The following is a 245-nucleotide window of genomic DNA, read 5'->3' as shown; positions in this document are numbered from 1 at the left end:
CCCGGCCGGCGGCGGGCAGGTGTTCGGGATCGTCCCGCTGCTGATCGGAACGATCACGGTGACGATCACCGCGGCGTTCATCTCCATCCCGATCGGGACGCTCACCGCCATCTACCTCAGCGAGTACGCGACCCCGAACGCCCGGTCGATCCTGAAACCCCTCCTCGAGATCCTCGCCGGGATCCCGACGGTCGTGTACGGCTACTTCGCGTTGGTGTACGTCACGCCGGCGCTGAAGGCGACGC

At 67.3% G+C, this 245-nt stretch carries 1 pseudogene; it reads left to right on the top strand.

Going from position 1 to position 245, the window contains the following annotated elements:
• Positions 1-245: pseudogene (locus EXE42_RS17905) on the top strand (phosphate ABC transporter permease subunit PstC); the annotation flags it as partial.

The organism is Halorubrum sp. SP3 (genome assembly GCF_005435195.1).
Classification (GTDB): Archaea; Halobacteriota; Halobacteria; order Halobacteriales; family Haloferacaceae; genus Halorubrum; species Halorubrum sodomense.
Note: the sequence above shows the minus strand (reverse complement) of the source record. Positions and strands in the feature narration are given on the sequence as shown.